The organism is Psychrobacter sp. I-STPA10 (genome assembly GCF_021012795.1).
In the GTDB taxonomy this organism is placed as follows: domain Bacteria; phylum Pseudomonadota; class Gammaproteobacteria; order Pseudomonadales; family Moraxellaceae; genus Psychrobacter.
Genome location: NZ_VFYU01000014.1, coordinates 94870 through 117003, shown reverse-complemented (window position 1 = coordinate 117003; position 22134 = coordinate 94870). Strand labels below are relative to the sequence as shown.

The 22134-nt window shown below is 40.5% G+C and carries 18 protein-coding genes; 10 read left to right on the top strand and 8 right to left on the bottom strand.

The features are described from left to right. Positions 1-46: 46 nt before the first annotated feature. Positions 47-955, bottom strand: a complete 909-nt coding sequence (dapA, locus tag FHK89_RS06365; protein WP_230658132.1) for a 4-hydroxy-tetrahydrodipicolinate synthase — start codon at positions 953-955, stop codon at positions 47-49. 572 nt (positions 956-1527) lie between these two features. Between dapA and FHK89_RS06360 the strand changes: the two genes are divergently transcribed. Beyond that, the gene (locus FHK89_RS06360) at positions 1528-2322 is read left to right on the top strand and encodes a hypothetical protein (RefSeq protein WP_230658130.1); all 795 of its coding nucleotides are present in this window, start codon (positions 1528-1530) and stop codon (positions 2320-2322) included. Positions 2323-2499: 177 nt separating this feature from the next. On the opposite strand, the gene FHK89_RS06355 is transcribed toward FHK89_RS06360, so the two are convergent. Then, positions 2500-5025, bottom strand: a complete 2526-nt coding sequence (locus FHK89_RS06355) for a Tex family protein (protein ID WP_230658127.1) — start codon at positions 5023-5025, stop codon at positions 2500-2502. Positions 5026-5563: 538 nt separating this feature from the next. On the opposite strand from FHK89_RS06355, the gene ompR reads away from it, so the two are divergent. From ompR to FHK89_RS06340, 3 genes are all read left to right on the top strand, one after another. Further along, entirely contained in the window at positions 5564-6301 is a 738-nt protein-coding gene (gene ompR, locus FHK89_RS06350) for an osmolarity response regulator transcription factor OmpR (protein WP_230658124.1), read from the top strand. Positions 6302-6762: 461 nt separating this feature from the next. Further along, a complete protein-coding gene (locus tag FHK89_RS06345) occupies positions 6763-8493 on the top strand; it encodes an AMP-binding protein (RefSeq protein WP_230658121.1) in 1731 nt (576 codons plus the stop codon). Between the two features lie 644 nt (positions 8494-9137). Continuing rightward, positions 9138-10859, top strand: coding sequence for an AMP-binding protein (locus FHK89_RS06340; RefSeq protein ID WP_442966564.1), 1722 nt, complete (start codon positions 9138-9140; stop codon positions 10857-10859). Between the two features lie 148 nt (positions 10860-11007). Here the strand turns inward: FHK89_RS06340 and FHK89_RS06335 are convergent, their stop codons facing one another. Further along, the gene (locus tag FHK89_RS06335) at positions 11008-12114 is read right to left on the bottom strand and encodes an RNA-guided endonuclease InsQ/TnpB family protein (protein WP_230658118.1); all 1107 of its coding nucleotides are present in this window, start codon (positions 12112-12114) and stop codon (positions 11008-11010) included. Positions 12115-12317: 203 nt separating this feature from the next. Between FHK89_RS06335 and rph the strand changes: the two genes are divergently transcribed. Genes rph through FHK89_RS06320 form a run of 3 tightly spaced genes read left to right on the top strand, consistent with a single transcriptional unit; the run spans position 12318 to position 14165 of the window. Next, a complete protein-coding gene (rph, locus tag FHK89_RS06330) occupies positions 12318-13034 on the top strand; it encodes a ribonuclease PH (RefSeq protein ID WP_230658116.1) in 717 nt (238 codons plus the stop codon). A gap of 6 nt (positions 13035-13040) precedes the next feature. Continuing rightward, complete coding sequence (locus tag FHK89_RS06325; protein ID WP_230658113.1) at positions 13041-13532, top strand: hypothetical protein; 492 nt, start codon at positions 13041-13043, stop codon at positions 13530-13532. 45 nt (positions 13533-13577) lie between these two features. Beyond that, positions 13578-14165 (top strand): hypothetical protein, encoded by a 588-nt coding sequence (locus tag FHK89_RS06320; protein WP_230658110.1) that lies wholly within the window; start codon positions 13578-13580, stop codon positions 14163-14165. 295 nt (positions 14166-14460) lie between these two features. On the opposite strand, the gene hemJ is transcribed toward FHK89_RS06320, so the two are convergent. The 5 genes from hemJ to serB form a co-directional block, all read right to left on the bottom strand. Continuing rightward, positions 14461-14895: a protoporphyrinogen oxidase HemJ gene (hemJ, locus tag FHK89_RS06315; RefSeq protein ID WP_230658107.1), complete on the bottom strand. Its 435-nt coding sequence runs from the start codon at positions 14893-14895 to the stop codon at positions 14461-14463. Between the two features lie 61 nt (positions 14896-14956). Then, complete coding sequence (gene bioB / locus FHK89_RS06310) at positions 14957-16078, bottom strand: biotin synthase BioB (RefSeq protein ID WP_230658105.1); 1122 nt, start codon at positions 16076-16078, stop codon at positions 14957-14959. A 189-nt stretch (positions 16079-16267) separates the two neighbouring features. Continuing rightward, positions 16268-16774 (bottom strand): hypothetical protein, encoded by a 507-nt coding sequence (locus FHK89_RS06305; protein WP_230658102.1) that lies wholly within the window; start codon positions 16772-16774, stop codon positions 16268-16270. A gap of 387 nt (positions 16775-17161) precedes the next feature. Next, positions 17162-17590, bottom strand: a complete 429-nt coding sequence (locus tag FHK89_RS06300; protein WP_230658099.1) for a hypothetical protein — start codon at positions 17588-17590, stop codon at positions 17162-17164. A 283-nt stretch (positions 17591-17873) separates the two neighbouring features. Then, entirely contained in the window at positions 17874-19112 is a 1239-nt protein-coding gene (gene serB, locus FHK89_RS06295; protein ID WP_230658096.1) for a phosphoserine phosphatase SerB, read from the bottom strand. Between the two features lie 217 nt (positions 19113-19329). On the opposite strand from serB, the gene FHK89_RS06290 reads away from it, so the two are divergent. From FHK89_RS06290 to FHK89_RS06280, 3 genes are all read left to right on the top strand, one after another. Continuing rightward, positions 19330-20796: a hypothetical protein gene (locus FHK89_RS06290; protein WP_230658094.1), complete on the top strand. Its 1467-nt coding sequence runs from the start codon at positions 19330-19332 to the stop codon at positions 20794-20796. A 243-nt stretch (positions 20797-21039) separates the two neighbouring features. Next, positions 21040-21282 carry a PA3496 family putative envelope integrity protein gene (locus tag FHK89_RS06285; RefSeq protein ID WP_230658091.1) on the top strand — a complete coding sequence of 81 codons (243 nt, stop codon included), beginning with the start codon at positions 21040-21042 and terminating at the stop codon, positions 21280-21282. Positions 21283-21553: 271 nt separating this feature from the next. Continuing rightward, positions 21554-22102, top strand: a complete 549-nt coding sequence (locus FHK89_RS06280) for a UPF0149 family protein (RefSeq protein ID WP_230658088.1) — start codon at positions 21554-21556, stop codon at positions 22100-22102. Positions 22103-22134: the final 32 nt, after the last annotated feature.

Here is a 22134-nt window from a genome sequence, read left to right as displayed (position 1 = left end):
GAACTTAAAACTTAACTTAGAGTAATCGCCTATTAAAAATATAAAATTAGTCAATTAAATTTGCTTGGCGTAGGGCAGCGTCAGTTTGGGCGTGATATTTCTCATCTAACCAGACCAAAGGAAGACGTATGCCTTTGTCAATTTTGCCCATTTTATGCAAGGCATATTTTACTGGAATGGGGCTGGATTCAACAAACATCGCCTGATGTAGATGTTTGATGGCATCATGAGCTTGTAGGGCAGCATCTACGTTACCTTGCAGGGCAGTACTAAAGACGTCGCTCATCACTTTGGGGATAATATTTGCAGTCACAGAGATATTACCTTTGCCGCCAACTTTGGTAAGCTCAAGTGCTGTTCCATCATCACCTGAGAGAACCACCAAACGCTCACCCACAGCATTAATCAATGCTTTGCCACGCTCAACTGAGCCAGTGGCATCTTTAATGGCGACAATTTGCTGGATATCGGCAAGACGTTCGACGGTTTCTTGCGCGATATCAACCACTGTACGCCCAGGTACATTATAAAGCATCTGCGGCATATCCACTGCTTCGGCAATGGCTTTGTAGTGCTGATACAATCCTTCTTGGGTGGGCTTATTATAATAAGGCGCAACCAGTAACGCACAATCTGCACCTGCTTCTTTGGCATCTTGGGTCAGTTTAATTGCTTCTTTGGTATTGTTTGCGCCTGTACCTGCAATCACAGGCACGCGTCCATTGACATGCTTAATAAAATAACGAATGACATCACTGTGCTCTTGCATAGATAAAGTTGCTGATTCGCCAGTTGTACCAACCGCCACTAAACAGTGTGTGCCTTCATCTATTTGCCAATCAATCAGCTGTGCCAGACGTTTATAATCAACATCGCCATTTGCAAGCATGGGTGTGACCAAGGCAACCATAGAGCCTTGTAAGCGGGTTTTGATGTCATCGTATGCACTGCTCATAATCTTACCTTTCATCTGAACAAATTTTTTGTAAATTTAATATAAATCCCAAATAAAATCATAACAGATGGAATATCTGTTGCATTGTATTTTTAGTGGGCTTCTATTTTTTATATACTAAACAATGCTTAAATAAAAGCATGTCTTATCTACTATTTCTATTGTTGTGACTGTTACTTGATTTTGATAACCGATTTAAATAATAAGTATAAATAGTCAAAGGTTTGGTATAACGCTTAGCATATAAAAACAAGTTAATGGATTTTTGCTAGTGTAGCATACTCACCCACAGCGGTGCATATCTGCATCTATATTTTCTTGCATATTTATTATTGCTTACTTTATAGGTGCTGATTGTTGTATGGCGGCTACTGTCACAGCTTATCTAAATTGATTAGGACGATAAAGAATCACAATAAATGATACATAACGCTACACTTCGTCAGCGTAATGACACAACTAAGCCAGATTGACTCACGTAATATAAATTGAGTAACAGTAACAAGATACTGTTACATAAATACCTTTAGATAAAAAGGTAAGTGTATCAGTGAACTAGGAGTAAAAAAATAATGGAATTAAAATTATTGATGGTTGCAATGGCAGCTACAGGCTTGAGTTTGTTAGCCACAACGGCAAATGCCGCCATGACAACAGATGCACATGGCAATGTGGGCTATGACAGTTATGATGAATGTGTGGCAGCGGTACAAGATGGCACCGCGAAATTTTATACCTCTTATACCTATCAAAGACCAAAGCGGTGGGCAGGGGAAGCTTCGGTTAGCCAAATGAAGTTGTCAGAAGTGCAAATACCGAATAGTGTGGTGGCTGATAAGTCTTTTAATAGCAGTGATTATACGGCTGGTGCTTGTGATAAAGGCGTGGGACAGGCACGTGGTCGTTATGGGGTGTCAGGTGTATTGGTGGGTAAATATGTGCCATTTTCTCCAGATATGACTGTGAATGTGTATAAAAATCGTGCTGGTGTCCCTGTGCGTATTACCATGCAGCAATGTGACAATCATTTTGGTGCAAAATTCCCAACCCCTATTAGCAGTATTGCTAGCGTTGTTCCTGTCCCTGCTGCTCAGCTAGCCATACAAGAAGAGGTGATTATAGAGCCAGTTGTGATTAAAGAAACCCGCAGCATACGACCTAGTCAGTCTAATCAATATCAAGTGAAAAAAGTCATCATTGCCCCAGTTGAACAGATTCAGCGAGTTGCTACCAATAACGGCACAGCGGTGGTAATAGACAATGGTACTAATCAAGCGGTGGTTGTGGGTACGGAGGTAAATCCAAAAGTATTAGATAATGCCACGGTTGATGGTGATGTGACTGTCATCGAAGTACCACATAACTAAAATAACTAATTAATAGCTCAAATGACAGCACAAGACCTATTTTAAAATATTGGCGGTATAAAAAAGACACCTTTGTATTCAAAGGTGTCTTTTTTCAGTTTTGGTTGATTGTAAGCTAAATGCGATAGAGGTGAAGCGCCTATAAGTAAATGCAAGCACCTGATATCTATACAACTTCTATTTAAGCCCAGCTTCTTTAAGTAATGCACCTAGTGTACCAATTTTATTGTTGTCAGCTGCTGGGCTTGCTTTGTTCTTGCCACGATTCGTATTGGCATGTTGGCGGCGAGAAGATTTTTGCGTCTCTTGGTCACCTTTAGCTTTACGTGCAGGACGACGAGTAGCGGCTTTGTTGTTAGCTTTGTTATTAACTTGGTTATCAGCTTTGTTATCAAACTTGCTATCACCATGAGTAGCAGGTTTTTTGTTAGCTGCTGCTTGCTCGGATTTCATACTAAAGCCAATCCGTCCACGCTTCTCATCAATAGAGATGACACGTACACTGACAATATCACCAGGTTTGACACGATTCATGGGGTCTTCAACAAAGTCATCTGCCATTTGTGAGATATGTACTAAGCCATCTTGGTGCACACCCACATCAACAAAGCAGCCAAAGGCAGTAACATTAGTGATGACACCTTCAAGTTGCATGCCTTCTTCTAAGTCTTTGATGCTATTGACATCTTCACGGAATTTGGCAGTTTTGAACTCTGGGCGAGGGTCGTGGGCAGGTTTGGCTAGCTCTTGTAGAACTGAGCTGATGCTGATGTTGTCATCATTAGCGGCAGCAAGCGCTTGGGTATCTAATGTTTGTAGTACCTCATTATTACCAATCACGTCATCGAGTGTTTTGCCTGATTTTTCAAGTAGCTGCTGTACCAAATCATAACTTTCTGGGTGTACGCCAGTGGCATCTAGTGGATTTTCACCATTACGAATACGCAAGAAGCCTGCGGCTTGCTCGAAGGTTTTTACCCCAAGACGTGGTACATTTTTAAGCTCTTCACGGCTATTAAATGCACCATGCTCTTTGCGATAGTTAACAATCTGCTGCGCAACATTGCGATTTAGACCAGCGATGTGGGCTAATATAGCTGGGCTGGCGGTATTGACATCAACGCCGACAGCATTCACACAGTCTTGGGTGACTTTATCTAAGCTGTCAGTTAATTGAGCTTGGTTAACATCATGTTGATATTGCCCAACCCCAATGGCTTTGGGCTCTACTTTAACCAACTCTGATAAAGGGTCTTGTAGGCGACGGGCGATAGAAACTGCACCCCGTAATGATACATCAAGCTCGGCAAGCTCATCGCTGGCAAGCTCACTGGCAGAATATACCGATGCCCCAGATTCATTGACCACCACGGCGGTGGCTTGAATATCGTCATCAGCTTCAATAATAGATTTGATTAACGCATCTGTTTCTCGGCTTGCGGTACCATTACCGATGGCAACCAAATTGACCTGATGTTCTTTTAGTAATTGACGAATGGTTTGTTTGGCGTCATCAATTTTGTTATCGGGTGCAAAAGGATACACAGTGGCGGTGGCAGGTGTACCATCTGTATGACTTGCGACATGCCCTTGTGCATCAATGACTGCCATTTTTACCCCATGACGAATACCAGGGTCAACACCGAGTATTACTTGATGTCCTGCGGGGGCTGCCATTAATAGGTGTTGTAGGTTATTAGCAAATACCTGAATGGCATCGGCTTCTGCCGCCAAGCGTTTTTCGGTCAATAAACGATGCTCAATATGCGGACGCCATTTGTCTTGCCATAAACTTTGTGCTGCTGATTGTAAAAATTGCCGACGCTCAGCAGGTTGTTTGGCATCAATTTCAAAGTTATTGATGATTTTTTCAATAAATGGCGCGTCTTCACCATCAACTTTAATTGCTAAGACATTTTCTTGACGACCACGTAGCATGGCAAGTAAACGATGGTTTGGTAGGCGAGCTAAGCTTTCACTATGCTCAAAATAATCAGCAAACTTCTCTCCAACTTCACGTTTATCTTCATTGGCAAGATTGGTATGAATGGTGGCAGTTTTTGCAAAGCCAGTACGTAGGGTGTCTAGTAGCGCTAAAGATTGCGTCCAGCCATCAATAATAATTGCTGTTACGCCAGCGAGTTGCTTATCGATATCAGTAAAGTCGACTTCTATCTCGTTGCCAGTATCATCAACAACTTGCTCAGGCTGCTGATAGTCTGCTAAGGCTTGAGTTGGTGTCACCTCTTCGGTCAGTAGCTTTTGTGCTACTGCTGCGAGTCCTGCTGCACGTGCTTTAGCAGCCAATGAGCGGCGACGTGGGCGATAAGGCAAATAAATGTCTTCAAGCTCAAGCTTGGAGCTGGCATTTTCGATGCGTGTCTTTAGCTCATCTGTTAAGTTGCCTTGGGCTTCTAAAAGTTGCAGAATCTTGAGTCTGCGAGTTGCCATATCACGCTCATAGCTCAAGCCTTTTTCTAAAGCGCGTAGCTGAGCATCGTCTAGTCCTTGGGTTTTCTCTTTGCGATAGCGAGCAATAAAGGGCACAGTTGCGCCTTCATCATATAGCTTCACAAAAGCATTGACTTGGGCAGGTTTGACACCAATATCTTTTGCCAATTTATTATGTATGGCAGTAGTGGTGTTGGCATCAAGGGTATTTGTTTGCGTGTCTTGGGTTACAGCAGTATCAGTCAGGCTCATATCTATAATCAATGATTGGCTTAAGTGTGGTCTGCATTATAGCAAAAGTCACGAAAATAGAAATCCTTTTTAGCTTTATTGAGTTTGATTGCATCAAGTTGTGATAGCGACCTATTTATGTAGAAGATAAAAATATTGGCAAAAATGTGTATAAAGTGGCTATAAGTATAGGCATTAGAGGGTTGAATCATATAAGATAAAGAGTGAGGAGAGTGAGTTTTTTAGTTTCTGTCAATAGAGCTTTAAACCGTTAAACAAATACATACAGCTTTATCGCATTTTTCCCACTTTTCTGAGTACAATAACTATCATACTCATATATTGAATAATAAGAACCTGTATTCACAACCCATAATGGTAGCTTTTTACCTAAAATAGACGTACTACGGCGTTAAATTTTGGGTTAAATAGAGTGACTATTCGCCCCAAAATTTGCCTTGTATTACGTAATTTTAGTTTAAAATTCCCCTGATTTTGGATTATGAATACAGTTTCTAAATTTTCTTGTAGTTGGTTTAATATAAAAAGGACGATAAACATGCCAGATAATACACACGATACGCTAACCCAACGGATATTGGTCGTCGATGATGATGCCAGATTACGCTCTTTATTACAGCGGTTTTTGGAAGATGATGGTTTTGTGGTGCGTACAGCCCATGATGCCAGCCAACTCGATAAACTGATGCAGCGTGAGTTATTTTCGCTCATTGTGCTCGATTTAATGCTACCAGGAGAAGATGGTATTAGTATTTGTAAGCGTTTGCGAGCAGATAATACCGATATTCCGATTATTATGTTAACCGCAAAAGGGGCAGACAGTGACCGCATTGCAGGTCTTGAGGCGGGTGCTGATGATTACTTGCCTAAGCCATTTAACCCTAAAGAATTGCTGGCACGTATCAAAGCTGTATTGCGCCGTCAAAGCCGTGAGTTACCAGGCGCGCCCAGTCAGCAGGTAGAAGTGGTTGAATTTGGCCCTTGGTCATTAGACTTATCAACTCGCACGCTAAAGCGTGATGGCAATGTGGTGACTTTGACCACAGGTGAGTTTTCGGTGCTCAAAGCACTGGTGCAACACCCCCGTGAGCCATTGACCCGTGATAAGCTGATGAATCTTGCTCGTGGGCGAGAATGGGGAGCAATGGAGCGTTCTATTGATGTGCAAGTTTCTCGTCTGCGCCGTTTAATCGAAGACAATCCCTCACAAGCCCGTTATATCCAAACAGTATGGGGAGTGGGTTATGTGTTTGTCCCTGATGAAAGTGAAGGCTAAAGCGAACGTTCAACTAAGCTAAGCAGTTGTGAGTGATTAGTACCTTATTACATACGCCATTCTCAACTTTATTTTCTAAAGTCCTATATGCCCCCTCCCAAACTCTCCTCTTAGATTAAGGGGAGGGCTTAAAATCCAGTTTCTTCTTCTTTTTCAGAAGGGGGCTAGGGGGAGGACTGAGACTATGGTAATTTATTAAAAATAATCACAGCATAATTTTTGAAACACACCCTAAATAAATAATATATAAATAAGCCTTTCAATCTTGAAAGGCTTTGTATTATAAGGCGTGGGTGATGATGGATTGGGGTGTATAGTTCACAAGTGTACTGATTTTTTATATTGAGTCTTATCATCAAAGTAGTGTATTTTAACAAATAAGAAATATATATGATGCCGTACCGTACTTTTTTGGTGGTGGTATTTATGACAATAATGAGCTTAATTGGAGTAGTAAGATTATGGACAATCAACAAGACCTCGTCCGTCGTAATGGTAAAGAGTGGTTAAAAACATATAAAAAGCTGGGCTTAAATTATGACATCACACTGCCTGCTGCTGATACGTCCTTGATTGAGGTATTTGAACAAAGCTTTGCCACTTATAAAGACAAAATTGCATATGTTTGTCTCGGTGCTGAGCTGACTTTTGCTCAACTAGATGATTATAGTCGTCAGATAGCCGCTTACTTACAATCACTTGGGCTAGAAAAAGGTGATAAAGTGGCGGTGATGATGCCTAATATCTTACAGATGCCAGTCACTGTATTGGGGGTGCTGCGGGCAGGCTATGTGTTGGTCAATGTCAATCCTTTATATACCTCAAAGGAGCTGGCACACCAGCTTGATGATTCAGATGCTAAAGTATTGTTTATTATCGAAAACTTTGCCAAAACTTATCAAGACATTGGTAAAAAATTGGTTGATAAAGTTGTCATCGCCTCGATGGGTGATTTAATGGGCACGTTCAAAGGCTTTATGATTAATACAGTGCTGCGTCATATCAAAAAAATGGTACCAGATTATAATATTGCTGGTAGCATTACCTTTAAGCAAGCCCTGAGCATTGGTAAAAAACAGCGTTATCAACGTCCGAGCAATATTGGGCTTGAAGATGTGGCAGTTTTGCAATATACAGGCGGTACGACAGGTGTGGCAAAAGGCGCAATGCTGACACACAAAAATCTCGTGGCAAATCTCATTCAAGCCGATGCCTTTTTGGCAGGTGGTCTGGCAGGGTTTGATGATAGTAACGATCAGCCTGTGATTATGACTGCGCTGCCTTTGTATCATATCTTCTCATTTACCGTATGTGGTATGTTTGGCTTGTACCGTGGTTGTATTGGGCTATTAATACCCAATCCTCGTGATGAGCAAAGTTTAATCAAAGCTTATAAACAGTATCCGCCTGCGTTTTTTCCTGCGGTGAATACTTTGTTTAATAGCTTGGCAAATAGTGAAGAGTTTCAGGCGTTAGACCACAGCAAAATATGTATGTCGATGGGTGGTGGTATGGCAGTACTACGTCCAACTGCTGATTTATGGAAACAGGTGACAGGCAGTGTGATTATTCAAGGCTATGGGTTGTCTGAAACCTCTCCGATTGCGACGGCTAATCCAGTATCATTGACTGAGTTTACAGGGAAGATTGGTATCCCTATGCCACAAACAGATGTGGCTATCTTAGATGATGCAGGTAATGAAGTGGCTTTAGGTGAGCGAGGTGAAATTAGTGTGCGTGGCCCACAGGTAATGAAGGGTTATTGGAATCGAGAAGATGCCACCAATGATGTGATGACGGATGATGGCTTTTTTCGCACAGGTGATATTGGAGTCATGGATGAGGAAGGCTACTTTACCATTGTCGATCGTAAAAAAGACATGATTTTGGTGTCTGGATTTAATGTTTATCCCAATGAGGTTGAGGACGTGATGGCAGGACATCCACAGATTGTTGAATGTGGCGTCATTGGTATAGAAGATGAAAGAAGTGGTGAAGTACCAAAGATTTTTGTGGTACGTAGAGATACCAGTCTGAGTGAAAAAGAAGTATTAGCCTATGCTAAAGAAAACCTCACAGGCTATAAACGTCCGCGTCATGTAGAATTTGTCGATGAGCTGCCCAAAACCAATGTGGGTAAAATCTTGCGTAAAGAGTTGCGTCAGTTAGAGGAGCAAAAGCGTAAGGCATAGTGTTTGCGATATGCTTTTATAGAAGGTTATTTATATAACCTTACTCTTAACTTATTTTACTAATTTGATATATGACCCCTCCCATACCCTCCCCTTGAAGTAAGGGGAGGACTTAAAAACCAGTTTTTCCCTCTTTTTTAAGGGGGAGGCTTGGAGGGGGTAAAGTTGAGTGTGGGGTTTAGATCGCAAAAATCATAACAAGGTTAGTGTTTATGCTGTGCTTTTTACTTAATTGAGTACAGCATTGCAAATCATCAAAACCATTAAAATCACTACAAGTATGATGTTGTGACTTTAAATTCACAAAATACTATCGAGAGAAATGGTTAAATAGGGTAATTTGCTTTTTCTTATAGATAAATTTATTCCCCATGATATATGACATAAAGTTAAGCTTAGGGTAGGATTAATCATAAGCTATGCACTGATGATTAGTGTTTGTTGTATTAAATATATTAACTTTATGCATTTTTCTTGAATTAGTATCATATTTGGTTAACTATATAAAAATAATTAACCGCAAAAATAACGGATATATTACTTTCTTCCATTTATAACTATTTTGATTTTTAGGTAATCTTATGAGTACAAGCACACCAACAACGAATAATACACCCATTCCAGTACCAGACAATAATGAGAGCATGACTGAGGGTGGTTATCCCACCATGCCAGAGATTCCAACTGACCGCCCATGGCTTGATACTTATGAGCGTTATGGTATTCCTGCAATCATAGAAATGCCAGCCAAAGACAGCTCATTGTTAGATATTTTTGAAAAAAACTTCCAGCGTTATGGCAATAAAACTGCCTTTATTTGTATGGATGCAAGCATCAATTATCGTCAGCTAGACTTATATAGCCGACAGATAGCAGCTTATTTACAGTCATTGGGGCTAAAAAAGGGCGATAAAGTTGCTGCGATGATGCCCAATGTATTGCAATATCCTGTGGTGGCATTGGGGGTGATACGAGCGGGTATGACCTTGGTTAATGTCAACCCATTATATACCAGTCGAGAGCTTTCGCATCAGCTTGAAGACAGTGGTGCTAAAGCAATTTTTATCATTGAAAACTTTGCCAGCACCCTTGATAAAGCTGAAAGTAAAGGGGATCTTGAGCATATTGTGGTGTGTAGCATGGGAGATATGCTGGGCTTTGTAAAAGGGCATATCGTCAACTTTGTGGTGCGTCATGTCAAAAAAATGGTACCTAGTTATAATCTGTCTGGTAGCATTGACTTTAAAGAAGCATTAAATGCTGTGTCTGCAAACAACTATCAACGTCCTGATATGGATTTGAGTGATGTGGCATTATTACAGTATACAGGCGGCACAACAGGTGTTGCCAAAGGAGCAATGTTGACTCATGGTAACTTAGTTGCCAACATGCTACAAATCAGTGCATTGATGAACAGTGCCTTTGAAGATGATGTAAATTCTAAAGATATTATTCTAACTGCCCTACCATTGTATCATGTGTTCTCGTTTATGGTCTGTGGCATGTATCCGATGTATCAAGGCTATGCCAGCTTACTCATTCCAAATCCTCGTGATTTAGATGATTTAATCAAGCAAATTGATAAATACAAACCATCATTCCTGCCGTCAGTTAATACTTTGTTTAACGGACTGGTGCATCAAGAGGCATTCAAAAAATTAGATTTTTCTAACCTTAAGGCATCAATTGGTGGGGGTATGTCAGTATTGCCAAGCGTTGCTAAAGAATGGCATGATATTACAGGATTGCCTATTGTTGAAGGGTATGGACTATCTGAAACCTCACCTGTTGTTGCCTTTAATCCAATGACCATCTCTGAGTTTACTGGCAAAATTGGGGTGCCTGCTTCTAGTACCGATGTCATTTTGGTTGACGATGATGACAATGAGATGCCAATTGGTGAGCGTGGTGAGATTTGTGTTAAAGGTCCACAAGTGATGCTCGGTTATCAAAATCGCCCTGAAGAGACTGCTGAGAGCTTTACCAAAAGTGGTTATCTAAAAACAGGTGATGTTGGCATCATGGATGAAAAAGGCTTTATTAAAATTGTTGACCGTAAAAAAGATATGATTTTGGTTTCAGGCTTTAATGTTTATCCAAATGAAATTGAAGAGATGATGACAGAGCACCCCAATGTCTTAGAATGTGGTGCGATTGGTGTCCCTAGTGAAGAGCGTGGTGAAGAGCCAAAAATCTTTGTGGTTAAAAAAGGTGAGGTCAGTGAAAAAGAGCTACTCGACTTTGGTAAAAAGAATCTCACAGGCTATAAGCGTCCACGTCAGATTCAGTTTGTGGACGAGCTGCCAAAATCTAACGTCGGTAAGATATTGCGTAAAGAGTTACGTAAAATGGAAGGTTTGGACTAGTATTGAGCTGCTAAAGGTACAGCAACTGTGCTAGGTTAATCTAACACAGTTGCGATTAGTAAGACATCACGTTAGGATAGGGGCTGTTTATTTGACTTCCTCCCCTCCCTAAAGTAAGGGGATTCCCTCACTCTGCATAGCAACATTACTATTGGGTGGTGATTCCTCCAGCGAGACGGTCAAGCCCGACCGCAAGAATGTTCTTAGCGGCATTAATATCTCTATCATGCCATGTGCCACACTTTGCACAAGTCCATTCTCTTATTCCAAGACCTGCTCTACCTTTCGGACTACTATCGCTTATTTTGTGACAGTGCGAACAGGTCTGGGTGGTGTAACTCTCACCCACAATCTCAAGCTGACAACTTGCATGCTTGCATTTGTATTCCAGTTGTCGTTTGAGTTCAAACCAACCTGCATCGTATGTTGATTTAGCCTGTTTGGTTTTCTTACTTGTGAATGAGCGTGATTTAATATCACCGACCACGATTAGAGCATTGTCTTTGACTAATTGGGTGGTGAATTTGTGAATTAAGTCTTGGCGTGTATTTTTGATTTTGGTGTGTATTGCTTTAACACGCTGTTTGTTTTTGGCTCTTTGAGCAACTGCTAGTTTTTTTGCCCACTTTTGCGTTTGTTTGGTGGTGAGTTTGTCACCGTTTGAGGTGGTGGCAGATTCTTTTAGTCCTAGGTCAATACCAACGCTACCTTTGCCACAGGTTTGTTTTAGATGGTTTTTGACGGTGATACAGGCATACCATCTACCTCTTGCATCTTGTACGACCTCAAGGGTATTTAGGTCATACAATGCTAGATTGTAGCTGTCCCATACTTCGATGATGAGTTTTTTGCCTTTGGCTAGGCTAAGCTGTAGGGTAGACTTGAGTGATTTCTTACCGCTTTGTCTTGTTGCTAGCAGTTTGATGGCTGATTTTTTAAACGGTATCCAGCCTAGGCTTTTACGCTTGGCATCAGGTCGGTTAGTTCGCCAGTTGAGTTTAGCTTTTTTGAATTGCTTGCGGGCTTTAGCGTGGGTCTCGTTGATAGCTTGTAGAGTTTGTGAGTGTAAGCCTAATAGTTCACCACTGCCTTTAGTGTAGGTATTTAGGTCATAGGCTGAAAAGAACTTGCCTGTTCGCCTTAGGTGCTTAAGGCTAAGTTCATTGATGTAATTCCACGCATAGTTGACACTGCCAGCTATTTTGTTTAGCTGGTTTGCGTGTTTATCTTTGATGCGTAGCTTAAGGGTTTTCATTGAATTAGTTTGACAAATCCATTGTTTATTTGCAAGTGGTATGAGATGTTATGCGATACCAAATGCCGCCTTATATCCCTGTCCTAAACGGCAGGGTTTTACGGCGATGGGTAATAAATAGCCCTTTTTTATTTTCTTAGTTTTTCATATTTTATTCTGAGTTATTATTAACAGACAATCATCATATAGGATAGTGTTATATCATGCGTATAGATAATCGCAAGCTAGACCAATTACGTCAAGTGACCTTTGAACGAGGCTACACCAAACATGCTGAAGGTTCAGTCTTAGTCTGTTTTGGAGATACCAAAGTGCTGTGTACTGCCAGTGTGGAGCATGGCGTACCGCGTTGGTTAAAAGGACAAGGTAAAGGTTGGATAACCGCAGAATATGGCATGTTGCCACGTGCGACCAATACCCGCAATCAGCGAGAAGCAGCACGGGGTAAGCAATCAGGGCGTACGCAAGAAATTCAACGCCTGATTGGACGTAGTTTACGGGCAATGGTGGATTTATCCAAGTTGGGTGAGAACACCATTTATGTAGATTGTGATGTGATTCAGGCAGATGGGGGTACTCGTACTGCCAGTATCACAGGTGCAGCGGTGGCAATGATTGATGCGTTAGAAAGCTTACAACAAAAAAAGAAACTAAAATCCGATCCATTAATTGGCTTAGTGGCAGCAGTATCGGTTGGTGTCAAAGATGGCGAAGTTTATCTAGACTTATGCTATGAAGAAGACTCAAGCTGTGATACTGACTTGAATGTGGTGATGACGCAAAAAAATGAGTTTATCGAGATACAGGGTACAGCAGAAGAAAAGCCTTTTACCCGTGCACAAGCGGACAAAATGCTGGCAATGGCAGAAAAAGGCATTGCAGAGTTGATTGTGATGCAGCAAACGGCGTTGGGTTGGTAATGAGCCATGCTAAAACTCACAAATGAGGGTGCAACAATCACTTTAGCCCAGCAATCGAAAGGTGCTACTGATGGCATGTTTTGGTTTGCTTTTGCCCTTTTGATAGGAGCAGTTGCAGTTGCTATGGCAATGAGTGTATTACCTGAACGTTTGGCAATTGCTGCTTTGGGGCTGCTGGTGGTGGGTAGCTTTGTGTTTAACCGTCGTCGAGGACAGCGTAATAAATTAGCTCAGCAGCAAATTAATGCTGGTATATTAGAGGTACATCAAGGTGGGTTTGTGCATCGGCTGGCAGGTAAGGCAAATAATGTACAGCTACAAGCCGATGATGGCATTAATGTGGTACAAAATTCGCTGCAAATAGTAGATAGTGGCGGTGCACAAAAGTATCATATTACGGGTTTTGAATCTGATAAAGAGGCGCAAGTCATGCAAGCGGTATTACAAGGTCAGCAATTTACTAAACGTCATGCCAATATAAAGATGCAAGATAATTAGGCTGTCTACTAGTGATGCAAAAAATAGATTTATTAGGAGCATAAAATGTCATCAAGAATGTTAAGTCGATATGTTTATTTATCAGCTATGAGTATGTTTTGTTTGTTGCTGCTGCCAAGTGTTTCTGCTTCTGCTGCCTATGATGCTACGCAGTCTGCTGGTCAACCTTCTATACTAGCAAAACCCCTACCGTCAGTGTCATATAGCAATGTGGCAGATGAATACTTACCATTGGTGTTGGCAGCTGAAGAGCTGGCATTACCACCAGCACAGCGGGTATTGAAACAAGCACGTTCGATGGCATTAGATCAGCAAGCCATCATTTCAGGTGGTTGCTGGGATTATCTTAATTTAGTGTTTAATAATGCCAATGTTAAACGCGATGTGTTGTTTAAAGGTGATTTTCATCAAGGGCCTTATGCCACAGCCGAGCAGCTAAAGTCAGGGGATTGGATTTATTATATTAATCATGGCTATCATGATATTGAGCATAGTGGTATGTTTATTGGCTGGGTAGATGAGGCAAATCATCAAGCACTGATATTAAGCTATGCAGGAGAAAGCCGTCAAGAGCCTGCCCGTTATAAGGTCTATGATGTGAGTCATGTTTATCAGATCATGCGTCCGATTTAGCTTTTATAGTTAAAGTATTACTAAATAGCGACGGTGTTGATCTCGTTTGCTTTACAGTCTGTACTATTTTGCACAATATATTAGGACTTACGCAAACGTACGATATTTGTCTTAATCAAGCGGCTTGGAATTATTTACGAAGCCTCTGGAACTACGTACAGCCAGCGAGTAAATGATTACCAGACGCTAATAATCTATGAAACTGCGTAAGTCCTATATATAAAAAATACCACTGATGATAGTGGTATTTTTTATGTATTGCTAAAGGCTATTAATTGTTGAATAAAATCAGTGTCTAAAACGGTTTGACCACCACCAAAATAACCACCGCTATCAAGATAAATACAGGTATCTCATTAAACCACCGCCAAAAAACGTGCGATTTATATTGTGGATTAGACATTAGCTGCTGTCGATAGTAACCACAAGCAAAGTGATAGGCAGTGAGTATCACCACTAAAGTAAGCTTGATATGTAGCCACATTTGCGTTTTATAGACTTCCCACCCTAAGATAACCATCCAGAGACCAAATAGCCATGTGGCAATCATGGCAGGGGTCATGATGCCACGATAAAGCTTACGCTCCATGATACTAAAGCGTTGTTGGCTAATGTTATCTTCACTCATGGCATGATAAACAAATAATCGAGGAAGATAAAAAATAGCAGCAAACCAGCAAACCATCGAGATGATGTGCGCTGCTTTAATCCAGTTAAAATATTCTGTCATAAATCAGCTTATACTTAAGGAACAAAGTCAAGAAACAAGGGTAGATATGAATTTAACCGAATTAACCAAAACTATCTTCGACCACTAAAGTCGTGGTGTGTTTGCTCACCGCATCAATAACAGGTACTTGTTTCGGCTGAGCAAATTGTGCGCTTAAGCCTAACATACGCATTAAGCGGTCATCATTAGACTGGCTAGAATTACTGGTCGTTAATAGCTTATCACCATAAAAGAATGAATTTGCTCCTGCCATAAATGCCAAGGCTTGTTCGGCATCGGATAAACTCTCACGTCCAGCAGATAAACGTACATAACTTTTGGGGCAGCAAATGCGTGTGACGGCAATGGTGCGTATCCATTCTAGGACAGGCAGTTGACCTTCATTGATGACTTTATCACCCAGTGGTGTGCCTTTGATGGGTACAAGTAGATTGACGGGAATAGACTCAGGTGGCGTTGGCATTTTGATCAACTCATGAATCCAGTCGATGCGATCTTCACGGCTTTCACCCATACCAACAATACTACCACTACACACATTGATGCCTGCTTGACGCACATGCGCGAGCGTCTCTAGGCGATCATCATAGCTGCGGGTGGTGGTGACTTGCTCATAATATTGTCTTGAGGTATCAAGGTTATGATTATAATAATCAAGCCCTGCCTCAGCAAGCTCTTGTGCCTGCTCAGGTTTGAGCATACCTAAGGTCATACAAGTTTCAAGACCAAGCGCTTTGACCTCTTTGACCAGTTCAGTGACATAGGGCATGTCTTTGGCACTGGGATGTTTCCATGCTGCACCCATACAAAATCGAGATGAGCCAGAGGCTTTAGCACGTTTGGCAGCCGCCAATACCTTGTCTATTTCGATACGTTTTTCTGCTTGTAGCCCTGTCTTTTTACGATGATGTCCTGACTGTGAGCAATAGCCACAGTCTTCAGGACAGTTCCCTGTTTTAATAGACAGTAGGGTGCTAATCTGTACTTCATTGGCAGCAAAATGCTGTCGATGTATGGTTTGTGCTTGCATAAGCAAGTCTAGCAGAGGTAAGTCAAATAATCTGGCAATCTCATCACGCTGGCGTATAGCAACATGATCAGCTTGTTCTGCTGCTGAATTGGATTGTTGTTTATTAATTGCTTCTGCGGTGGGGTTAAATACCGTCTCTGTCCAAACGCTCATGTTTCGCTCATCCTTTAGATATGGCTATGTCATGTACCTACCATAAATCAATAATCAATCAATTTGGTTAATGATTTATGGCTAAGTGAATAGCAGCTAGAGTTTAGAATATTGCGGCTTACTATTTTTAAGTTACCACTGGACGCCTAGCTGATTTTTGCTTGTCATTTATCATTTGATTGGAGTATTTTATTTACCAAGCTTGTGCTTAGCCACACCAATCCAGTGCTGTGCAAACTGCTGAGCTTGATATACATAAGGCTTGGCTTGCTGAATATACGGTTTAAATTCCTCTGGAATTTCGGGTACGATGTGTTTAGCAATTTTGTTAAACCACATCAGTAGGCTATAGTCACCTTCCATGCTCATGTCTTTATCTTGAATGGCTGTCATAAAGGCAGAGAGATCACCACCAGTTAGTAGCTTGACACCTGTCATTGAGTCTTTGAAATCAATGCTGAGATCTGCCTTATCTGCCACACCTGCATGTTGGCTAAATTCGCCATTATTAAAGTGATAGTAGCGAGCTACATCATCAGCTTTACTGCCAAGCTGAATGGTTACATCACGATCTGCCAGTAGTTTGGTAAACTCTTCGTTGTCACTGTCTGCCAACATGGACAAACGATAGCCAACCGCTGCCAGTAAGCCATCTAAGGCATCAACTTTGATATTTAGTACAGGGATAGTAAACATAGGGTTGTCCATTTATGAAAGTAGTATTAAAAAATGATTGATATATGCACGGGTTAAGAATATATATTCAGTTATAAGCTAGGTTAAAAAAGATATTATGCTATCACACCCACTTTTTTACAATGCTAAGCACATGTCTATAATACAAAAAAACAAGCCATGAGACTTGTCTTATTGTGTCTATAATGATGAGATACACCATATTTTACTTATTTGATTGTGACTGTAATAACATCAACATGGGTACTTAATAAGGAATTTTAACAAAATTGAGGATAGGTTGCCTTATGGTTATGTAACGGTTAGTGAAACAGTGTACACTGTTTTTATGTCTTACTTATGGATGTTGGTGTTTTCTTATTTTTAAAGGTTATTTATTCAACATTATTATTTATGCAGTTGCTTTTGATTAAATGAATTGGGGTTTGGAAAACGAGGCTGATAGTTGGTATAAACGGGTGTGTGCTCGATATATGTTTCCCCATATTTATTTTTTATCAGGGTGGACTGAGCGTTACTATTGCTAATATGGCTGCGCTTATGCAGACGATAGATAAACCAGATACCAAGAAATATCCAAGTGATGGCAAGTGAGTAGATATAACTTTGCCAATGATCCACAGCAAATAGATACAACAGCACTGATTGGATCGCATCAATGATGAACCAATAGACCATACCTGCCAGTAAATAAGCAATTAAGTAACGATAAGGTGATAGTAGCATTGCTATTATTCCAATAGTCAATAAGAGATAGCCGAATGATGACCAAGTCATCAGCGGTGAAATCTGAGCCAAACTGGTTGTCATAATCATGATGGTAGTCTCTGTGGTGGCAAGCAGTTTTTTTATATTTGATAATTTTTTAATAATGAAATTAATAAATTAACAAGAAAAACTGCTAACAAACTCAATTAGATTGACCCTCATTATGCGATGCTTTTTTTAAAATAAAAAGGCAGTTGTTATGTTTTTACGACAGTGAATGACGTGTTATTTTAGGGCAAGAAAATTTGTCTCTCGCCCTGCCTTATACTTTCTTATTTACCACGGTATTGGAGGCTACTTAATAAGTTTATGAATATTTTATGACATTATTTTATGCCTCTGTGGTGGCAAAAATAGACTGATCATATCCCAAAATATATAACACACCTTCTAATCCAGTGGCATTGATGGCAGCATCGGCACGTGCCCGCACAATGGGTTTGGCATGGAAGGCAACACCCAAATCAGCGTTTGCCATCATGGGTAAGTCGTTTGCACCATCACCCACACAGATAATTTCTTTGCTATCAATACCATGATGTTTGGCGATTTTTTCGACCAACTGTGCTTTGCGCTCGCCATTAATAATGGGCAAAGAGACACTGCCAGTGACCATACCTTCTGCAATATCTAGATCATTGGCATGGACTTCATCAATGCCTAAAGTTGCAGCGATGTGCTTTGCAAAATAAGTGAAACCACCTGAAAGAAGGACTGTATGATAGCCTAATGCCTTGAGTGTTGTTAATGTAGTTTTTGCGCCTGCTGATGGTGTTAGACTGTCTTGAATCTCAGATAATACAGAGGTAGGCAGACCTTCTAATAACGCCACTCGTTGACTAAATGATTCATCAAAATTAATCTCACCACGCATCGCAGACTCAGTGATTTCATTGACTTGCTCACCAATGCCAGCTTTTTTAGCCAGCTCTACAATCACTTCTTGTTTGATTAAGGTCGAATCCATATCAAAGCATGCTAGGCGGTGTGGGCGTAGCATTTGTGATAATGAGACAATATGGCAATCAATGGCAGCATCTCCTCCCATATCTTCAGTAATGGGTAGGGTGGCGATAAATTGACGTAGATGAGCGGTAAGCTGATCATCTAATATATGTGCAGCGGCATTTTTTTTCTCAGGGGTGATGGCATCGGTGCTATTGGGTAATAACACATAGCGATATATTTGCACATCGGTGATATCATCTGCTAAGCGGCTATCAGGCTTAGTCTTAGCTGCCAATACTTGAATCACTCGCCATGCAGGTTGGCTTTGTGCCCATGTTGCTATGTGTTCATCTAGGCTGACCTTAGTGTCATGAGCTTGTAGAGATTGTGTCTGTGCGACAACAATAAGGGCAAAAATAGGTAGCGGATCAATTTTGGCAATGAGGGTATCATTATTGCCTTCACTGATGTCCTCACTAAGCGTGGGCAGCAAATCTTTTGCCTGTAAAATGGCATTTTGCCAACAGTGTAGATGTGGTAGCTGCTGTGTTGCACCATACGCTTTATGGTTATTTGCTGGTGTAGTTGCGGTGGCATTTTTTATGTTGATAGCATCTGACATAAAGTTATTGTCCTTATTTATTATTTATTAAAGTTGAGCAGGGTTAACTATATGATTAAAGATTGATATGTTACCAGTGAAGTTTTGTGTTCTTAGTCGGTCATAAAATAATAACAATTTTTGTGGCGAATAGATGGCTTTTTCTGCACATTCATGATGTTATATCTAATATAATAACTAACCCGTTTTTATCCACTGACCAAAAGTTTAGCATAACATGACTTATTTAGCGCCACGGCAAGGCTTGTTTGCCATTATTTTACTTATCAGCTTTTGTATTCAGAGCCTACTTTTGATAGTGAGCACTGAGCGGCAGCTAGATGAGGTGCGTGTGCAAACTGGTGAACGCATGATGAGTCAGCTTATTGACGAAGCAAAGCTGCCATTATTAAGCCAAGATCGGGTCAGTTTAAGTGTGATCGCGGCTCGCTATACTGCTGATGATAATGTTGCTAGTTTGACGATCCGCAATCCTGATGATGCCGTATTGGTACAAACGGGTGCTGCCCCTTTGCAAGCAGGTGAACAGATTCGGCAAGAGGCTAGTAATGGTGATAAGGTATTGGGATCCATCACTCTAACCCTAAACAGTAGCAATAAAGGTGAGATTATCGCAACCCAGTGGCCATTTTTGTTGGGCTCTTTTATATTAAACCTACTGGTTTGGTTGCTATATGGTTATGTGGCACGTCCAACCAAAGCACAATTAGCGGCGTTAAGTCGAGACATACAAGCGCATTTTTTGGCTCAGCAGCCACGCAATCAACGTTTGCGTCGTGATGAGTCCTCTAAAGAGGCGCAATTTGACCAAGCCAATGCCGAGCAAAATGCTAACAGTGATAAGGACACCAGTGATCCGGCACTCATGGCTGCGTTATTAGGACATGGCTCATTAGCAACTCAAACAGAAAAAATGCAGGGTACAACGGAATCTGTTGATAGACATCAAGCATTAAATCAATATCTACAGTCTCAGCAAAAAACAGAGCAAAATGTATCACAAGATAAACAAACGTCACAGCCAAAGTCTTCATCACCCGTTTTAGATAATGAGGCTTTTTTAAGTAGCAAGCAAAAAAATGATGGTGAATTGAATAAAGGGATTGAGACTGTTTGTATACACATTCATTATAGTGATCCATACAATTTGATTTCTGTTTTAGCACCAGAAAAAGCTGTCCCTTATTTTACGCTATGCACACAGTTATTACAGCAAGGCATTGATGAACTATTGGCGCAGCCTTTGTTTTATGGCATTAGTTTGGTAAATAAACCTAAATTTGATGCACAAGGGGCAGTGGTAGTACTTAAGGCAAGCAATAGCCATGCAAAAATTGGCTTGGCAGCGGTGGTATTAGGTAAGCTATATGTCATGCTTAATCAAATCATAGTGGCAAAACATCACGAATTAAAACAGTTTGCAGCTGATGTAAAAGTTGGCGTGAGTGATGAGTCTCAAGAAAAGCCAATGCTACAACTAATTGAAAATGTTGGACAAGCAAATGAAGTCATAACATTACTACCAACAGAGGGTATTAAGCAGCTCAGTGGTCATATTCAACTGCGTAATCTGTCCAATCCAATGACAGTATACGAGCGAGAGAGTGCGTTTGTTGAGGGTATCAATGAAGCAATGTTACAGCGGTTGGTTGGTATGCGTGATGCAGTATTGCTATCTAATTAGAGTCTATTTGGTCTTAAACTTTATGAATAAGCGTATGAAGAAGCGTTGTCATTTAGCTCATTAATTTGCATTTTAACAAGACTTAGGTTCTTTATTTTATCAAAACAAGACAGTTAAAATATTGACAAAAACTACTAAAACTTTTATAAGACAATATATATGGCGGTGTGCCATCTTTAGAAATGTTGCTGTCTTAAATGATTGTGAACTAGTTTAGAATATATATGTTAGAAGGAGTACTCTATGAGTGATACAGATCTTGATGATGATTTTGATGATGACTTTGAAGAAGATGAAGTCGTCAAGCTGGTTGATGAAGTTGAATCTACAGGACGCTCACGAATTAGCAGCCTTGAAAAGCGTCGTTTGATTGATAATTTATTAGAAGAAAAACGTCTGGCACGTGAGCTAAAAGATGGTTTTGATGATGACCTTGATGATTTAGATGATGAGGATTTTGACGACGACTTTGATGATGACGAATAATAAATAAGAATTGAGTTCAGTTAATCTGAAAATTAATATCATGGTTATAGGATCATTATGTACACAGAAATCTAGATAGCAACCTAATCAGTATCTGAATTATCTTAATCTATAAAATAATCTGTATTAAATTAAGGTATTTTTACTAATACTTAAATAAGCAACCAACCAACCAAGCTGAGTAAGCTAAATAAGATAGCAGCTTATCTTTTTTTTCTTAAAACAATAAATTAAAAAATCACTTCATTTTTTATGATACCAAAGGATATTTATGACTCACGATGAACTATTACAATATCTTGATTCAGATGCCAATGAGTTTGGTTTAGACAGCACCGCTACTCATGGTTTTTTGTCTGCAACTGTGGTAGGTAAAACACTGCCTAATTGGTTGTCGTTACTTTTTGAAGGACAAGATAGCCATGTTCCTGAAAAAGTAAAAATAGCCATCAATGAGTGGCAACAAAAAATGCTAGCGGATCTTAAAGATGAAACTGGCATAAACTTGCCACTCGATCTTAGTGACAGTGATGAAGTTGACTTTTCATTTGATTCTGATTTGGCAGCATGGTCGGTAGGTTTTGTTGATGCCATGTATGGTGATGAAAGCGTAGACTGGTTTGCTGATGAAGACACCAGTGAAGATGTGGCGATGCTCACCTTGCCAATGATGGTGTTTAGTGGGATTGATACCGTTGATGGTGAAGAAGATGAAGATTTAGCTGAGATTCGAGCCGATGAAGATGCGTTGGCACAGATGGCAAATAGCATTGAAGGTAATTTAACCGAGTTATTTTTATTGTTTAATACTGAGGATTGATACCATTGAGTAATTATCGGTTATTGCAGTAA